This is a genomic window from Nitrosomonas communis (assembly GCF_024102715.1).
Lineage (GTDB): Bacteria > Pseudomonadota > Gammaproteobacteria > Burkholderiales > Nitrosomonadaceae > Nitrosomonas > Nitrosomonas communis_B.
The window spans coordinates 1-5,441 of sequence record NZ_JAGFJM010000088.1 but is presented as its reverse complement, the minus strand read 5'-3'; the positions used below and the strand labels follow the sequence as shown (position 1 = coordinate 5,441).

Here is a 5,441-nt window from a genome sequence, read left to right as displayed (position 1 = left end):
GTAAAGGTTGCTACTATGACAACATCTTTGTCGAACGGCTATGGCGCACTGTCAAGTATGAACATCTCTATGCTCAAGCATTCAACAACTTAAAGGAAGTAAGAAGCAGTTTAGTTTGCTGGTTTGATTGGTACAATCAAGAACGCTTTCATCAGGGACTCAACAATCAGACACCCGATGAAGTTTATTATCAAAAACTATCGCGTCAACAAGCCACCTGAGCTTGATAACATCACATGACAGAGCTTAATTTTCTATCAGGTTGTTCAGTTCAGGGGAGCCACTTCAATTAATCGCTCTTGCCAGTTCATTCGTTACTTTGATTTATTGAGGTTGGGTGATGTCTTCCTCAATAGTTTAACGTTATTGATGAACTGGCGTCTATTTCAGCTCTTAATTCTCGCTTATGTATGGAATAGTCAGGTTCTGGCTCGCAAGAAATTAAATTATTCAAAAAGATTGATGATGCCATCCAGTCCTACAAAATTGATTGAATAAGTTGATTTCTCTTGGAGAATGGGTTTGGCGTGATAAGCAATACCAATACCTGCTGTTTCTAGCATTCTTAGATCATTGGCGCCATCACCGATCGCAATCACCTGTTCTTTTTTAAGACCTAGCTCATCTCGTACAAGCTTTAGCACTTCTGCTTTTCCTTCTGCACCAATAATTTTGCCAACTACTTGGCCAGTTAGTTTTTTGTCCTTGACTTCCAGTGTGTTTGCAAACGCAAAATCTAATCCTAACCTTGCTTTAATTCTGTCGGTAAAGAAGGTGTAACCGCCGGAAATCACCATCGTCTTGAGCCCCGCCATTTGCATATGCTGCAGCATTTTTTCCGCACCGGGGTTTAATTTAACCTTTTCGTCATAAACTTTCTGCAGCGCTTCCTGCGGTAATCCTTCCATAAGTACTGTGCGTCGAATCAGACTTTCAGCAAAATCAATCTCACCTCGCATGGTACTTTGTGTGATTTCTGCAACTTGGGGCTTGACATCACACATACCGGCCATTTCATCAATCGATTCAATGGCGATTAGTGTTGAATCCATATCCATTGCAACCAACCCAAAATTGGTTATCTTTGTTCCAGTCGGAACAAAGGCGTAATCGAGTTGTATTTCAGTACAGTACTCGGGAATATCGGGGTGGTTTTTGGCATTTACCAAGCGGAATGCTTGCCCGGTAACACGCTCAATATGACTAGCTTGTGCAAGTTTTGCAATTTCCCTAAGGTCGCTGTTTTCAATATCTAATCCTTGAATGATGAGGTTCATAGGTTTCCTGGTTATTATTAGTTATAGTATTTGGTGTATCGGCGCAAGCGCAAAGCAAAGTGCATCAGATGCACTGAAGTTTTAGTTTTTTTTATAGAGATGAAATTGGATAAGCGCCCGCTTTTTTAATTTTAAATTGATTCCAAGATAGAGATTCTACTACAGTTAAGCGATAGCGCTTATTTTGACTTTATGCAATAAGTGCAGCGATAATCCATACAGATTTAATTCTGAATTTCTTTCATCTTAGTGAATACTTAACAAGGAGTGGAAAGTGGATTTTGCAATCAAACTCGGTGCCCCAGAAAAGTCGCGTGGAGCATGTATTGTGGTAGGTATTTTCGAATCACGCAAGCTATCCGAGCCTGCTAAAATTTTGGATGACACCTCAAAAGGTTACATCAGTAATATCCTGCGTCAGGGCGATATGGAAGGTAAAGCAAATACAACTTTGCTGCTGCATAACGTTCCCGACATTCCAGCCAAGCGTGTGATGCTAGTTGGATTGGGCAAAGAAAAAGATTTCAACGACAGGGCGTATCAACTTGCTGTTTCAACGACATTCAGGGCGCTACATCAAACAGGCGCTGCAGATGCTGCGCTCTTTCTGACAGAGATTCCATTAAAGCAACGGAATGTCGCATGGAAAATTACCCAGACAGCTATTATTGCTGCAGAAAGCACTTATCGTTTTGATCGTCTCAAAAGTAAACCAGAAAAAGAACATGTTGTACTTAGCAAAGTTGCGCTATATGTAAGCGATCAAGCATCGTTGCCAATCGGAGAGAAAGCGCTACAACAGGGTCTTGCTATCGCGCGAGGGATAAGTGTGGCCAAAGATCTAGGTAATCTTGCACCCAATATTTGTACGCCAACTTATCTGGCAGAGCAGGCTACCGAAATGGCCAAAACATACAAGCTTAAGGTTTCCATTTTAGGGCAGAAAGAAATGGAGAAGCTTGGCATGGGTGCATTTCTTGCCGTTGCGCGCGGAAGCGATCAGCCTGCAAAATTAATTGTACTGGAATACCGTGGAATGGCAAAAATGGATAAACCTATCGTTCTGGTGGGTAAAGGAGTGACTTTTGATACTGGTGGCATTTCATTAAAACCAGCTGCAGAGATGGATGAGATGAAATTTGATATGAGTGGCGCCGGAAGTGTGCTGGGAGTGTTGACGGCGGTAGCGGAAATGAAGCTTCCGCTCAATGTGGTCGGTATTATCCCCGCGACTGAGAACATGCCCGGGGGCAACGCTACCAAACCGGGTGATGTGGTGACGAGTATGTCAGGTCAGACAATTGAAATTCTGAATACTGATGCTGAGGGACGATTAATTTTATGTGATGCATTGACCTATGCTGAACGATATAAGCCAGATGCGGTCATCGATATTGCAACCCTTACGGGCGCTTGTGTTATTGCACTGGGGCATGTGGCATCTGGCTTGATGAGTAACAACGACCAGCTGGCGAAAGAATTGCTGCAAGCTTCCGAATTGGCCTCGGATCGTGCCTGGCAGTTGCCGTTGTGGAGTGATTACCAAGAGTGGTTGAAGAGCAACTTTGCGGATATGGCAAATATAGGTGGGCGTTCAGCGGGAACGATCACGGCTGCTTGCTTTTTGTCACGCTTTACAGAAAAATATCCATGGGCCCATCTCGATATCGCAGGTACGGCCTGGAAAAATGGTAAAGAGAAGGGATCTACTGGCCGCCCGGTGCCGCTTTTAACGCAATTTCTGATTTCCCGTGCAAAAGTTTAAATTAAGTACGCAGACGAAACAAATTTTGCGCAGGAGGCATTGAGATTCTAACTGATGTTTTTAGTTTGAGTAAAAGCGATGAGGGTGAATGATTTTGTATCTGTACAATGACGCAAATTGATTTTTATTCGGGTGCGTCTGATAAATTGCTGGTTGCGTGTCGATTGAGTGTGAAAATAGTGCAGCAAGCACTCAGAATGGTGGTGTATATACCCGATTCGGCGCTTATGGCCCAATTTGATAAACTGCTCTGGACATTCTCCCCTATCAGCTTTGTTCCGCACTGTTATGCGGATGACGGTGCGGCCAGCATTACGCCAGTGATATTAAGTGATGGGAGTGAGAAAGCCCGGACGATTACGCATCATGCAGTATTACTTAATTTGCATGATGAAATACCACCTGATTATGATCAGTTCCAAAGAGTGATTGAGATTGTCGGGAATGCACCAAATGACAAGGCGCTTGCCCGTAAGCGGTATCGTTTTTATCAAGAGCAGGGTCTCAGTGTGCGCCACCATAAGCTTGGTCAGAATCAGGATTGAAGTCAACAAGAACGATTCATTCTATGTTGTTTCGCTATGATTGATTATTGGAATACCGTCTGAGACCGATGATACTACTTTGCTGGATAAACCAGATGCAGTGTCGCTGCGTTATCGGCAGTAATCTTCCGCAATGATTTACCCAAAGAAAACTGGAGTATCGTTTCCGATTTCCTCTTAAGCTGTTGTACGTCAATCAGATAAGATACCCATGAGCATTACCAAGAGAATCTGGGGTTGATTGAAAAAATGCGTACTTTTATCGGAAATTCAGCGAGTGGAATACAATATTTTTCCTGGTGTGCATTTGATGTGGTGCTGAGGAGAATTCAGGTCAAGTTAAACCCTGCGCAGCATCTGGATTTGTTTCAGGCATTAGCATAGCGCCCGTTTCGGAGCCTTTAGATCCAGATCTAATAACATATAACCTTGCTGTTTGTAGCGATGCCTTCCGATATAATGGCAGGTTTTCTATTTTTGCTAATTTAACAGCTTAATTCCATGGAACTTGCAAAAAGTTTTGATCCAAAGCTCATTGAAGCGCGCTGGTACTCATTGTGGGAGTCAGCAGGGTATTTCAGGCCAGCAAGTAAGGAAGATGCGTCTGCTTACTGCATTATGCTGCCACCTCCCAATGTGACGGGTACCTTGCATATGGGGCATGCATTTCAGCATACTCTGATGGATGCGTTGACGCGTTATCACCGCATGCTGGGTAGCAATACATTATGGCAACCAGGCACTGATCATGCAGGTATTGCCACGCAAATTGTCGTTGAGCGTCACTTGGATCAAGAAAATCTTGATCGGCGTAAACTGGGACGGGAAGCGTTTCTCAAGCGCGTCTGGCAGTGGAAAGATGAGTCGGGTTCAACCATTACACGCCAAATGCGGCGAATGGGTGCTTCCTGCGACTGGTCGCGTGAGCGGTTTACCATGGATGAGACACTTTCTCGTGCAGTGACGGAAGTATTTGTGCGATTATATCGAGAAGGATTGATTTATCGTGGTAAGCGCTTGGTTAACTGGGATCCTGTGCTGCAAACGGCTGTATCTGATTTGGAGGTTATCTCGGTAGAAGAAACTGGCTCACTCTGGCATATTCGTTATCCATTTGAGCGTGATGCAGGCGTTGGAGCGCAGGAAGATGGTTTGGTTGTTGCAACAACACGGCCCGAAACTATGTTGGGTGACATGGCGGTTGCTGTCCATCCGGAGGATGAACGCTACCGGCATCTGATTGGACAACACCTGCGCCTGCCCTTGTCCGAGCGCACGATTCCCATCATTGCAGATGATTATGTTGATCCGACATTCGGTACGGGTTGTGTGAAAATTACGCCGGCACACGACTTTAACGATTATCAAGTTGGTCTACGTCATAAGCTCATTCCGCTTAATATTTTTACACTTGATGGAAAAATCAATGAGTGTGCTCCGACTGAGTATCAAGGAATAGATCGTTTTGATGCGCGGAAAAAGATTATTAGTGATTTAGAAGCACAGGGATTGCTAGTCGAAACACGTCCACACAAGCTGATGGTGCCACGTGGAGATCGCACTCAAACCGTCATTGAGCCCATGCTGACCGATCAGTGGTATGTTGCTATGGAAGAGATGGCTAAGCGTGGCTTGGAGGCGGTAGCAAACGGTGATGTTCGTTTCACGCCGGAAAATTGGACGCATGTATATAATCAGTGGCTGGAAAATATCCAGGACTGGTGTATTTCACGGCAATTGTGGTGGGGCCACCGAATTCCAGCGTGGTATGACGAGAATGGTAATGTTACGGTTGCGCACAATCTTGAAGAGGCGCGACAGCTATCAGGTAAGGAAAACCTTATACAAGATGAG

General features: G+C 44.5%; 5 protein-coding genes. 4 read left to right on the top strand and 1 reads right to left on the bottom strand.

Annotated elements, in window-relative coordinates; all coding sequences use genetic code 11:
- The coding region (locus J5I83_RS08435) for a transposase (RefSeq protein ID WP_304054934.1) at positions 1-221 on the top strand (221 nt) is incomplete at its 5' end.
- A gap of 225 nt (positions 222-446) precedes the next feature.
- Here J5I83_RS08435 and serB read toward each other — a convergent pair.
- Entirely contained in the window at positions 447-1,277 is an 831-nt protein-coding gene (gene serB, locus J5I83_RS08430; protein ID WP_304054931.1) for a phosphoserine phosphatase SerB, read from the bottom strand.
- 274 nt (positions 1,278-1,551) lie between these two features.
- On the opposite strand from serB, the gene J5I83_RS08425 reads away from it, so the two are divergent.
- From J5I83_RS08425 to J5I83_RS08415, 3 genes are all read left to right on the top strand, one after another.
- Positions 1,552-3,042, top strand: a complete 1,491-nt coding sequence (locus tag J5I83_RS08425) for a leucyl aminopeptidase (RefSeq protein WP_304054929.1) — start codon at positions 1,552-1,554, stop codon at positions 3,040-3,042.
- 107 nt (positions 3,043-3,149) lie between these two features.
- The gene (locus J5I83_RS08420; RefSeq protein ID WP_304054928.1) at positions 3,150-3,587 is read left to right on the top strand and encodes a DNA polymerase III subunit chi; all 438 of its coding nucleotides are present in this window, start codon (positions 3,150-3,152) and stop codon (positions 3,585-3,587) included.
- Positions 3,588-4,088: 501 nt separating this feature from the next.
- Positions 4,089-5,441, top strand: a 1,353-nt coding sequence (locus J5I83_RS08415) for a valine--tRNA ligase (RefSeq protein WP_304054926.1), incomplete at its 3' end; no start/stop codon positions are given.

Coding starts and splice junctions, on each gene's coding strand:
- serB (WP_304054931.1), bottom strand. CDS start 1,277: ATGAACCTCATCATTCAAGGATTAGATATTGAAAACAGCGACCTTAGG.
- J5I83_RS08420 (WP_304054928.1), top strand. CDS start 3,150: ATGACGCAAATTGATTTTTATTCGGGTGCGTCTGATAAATTGCTGGTT.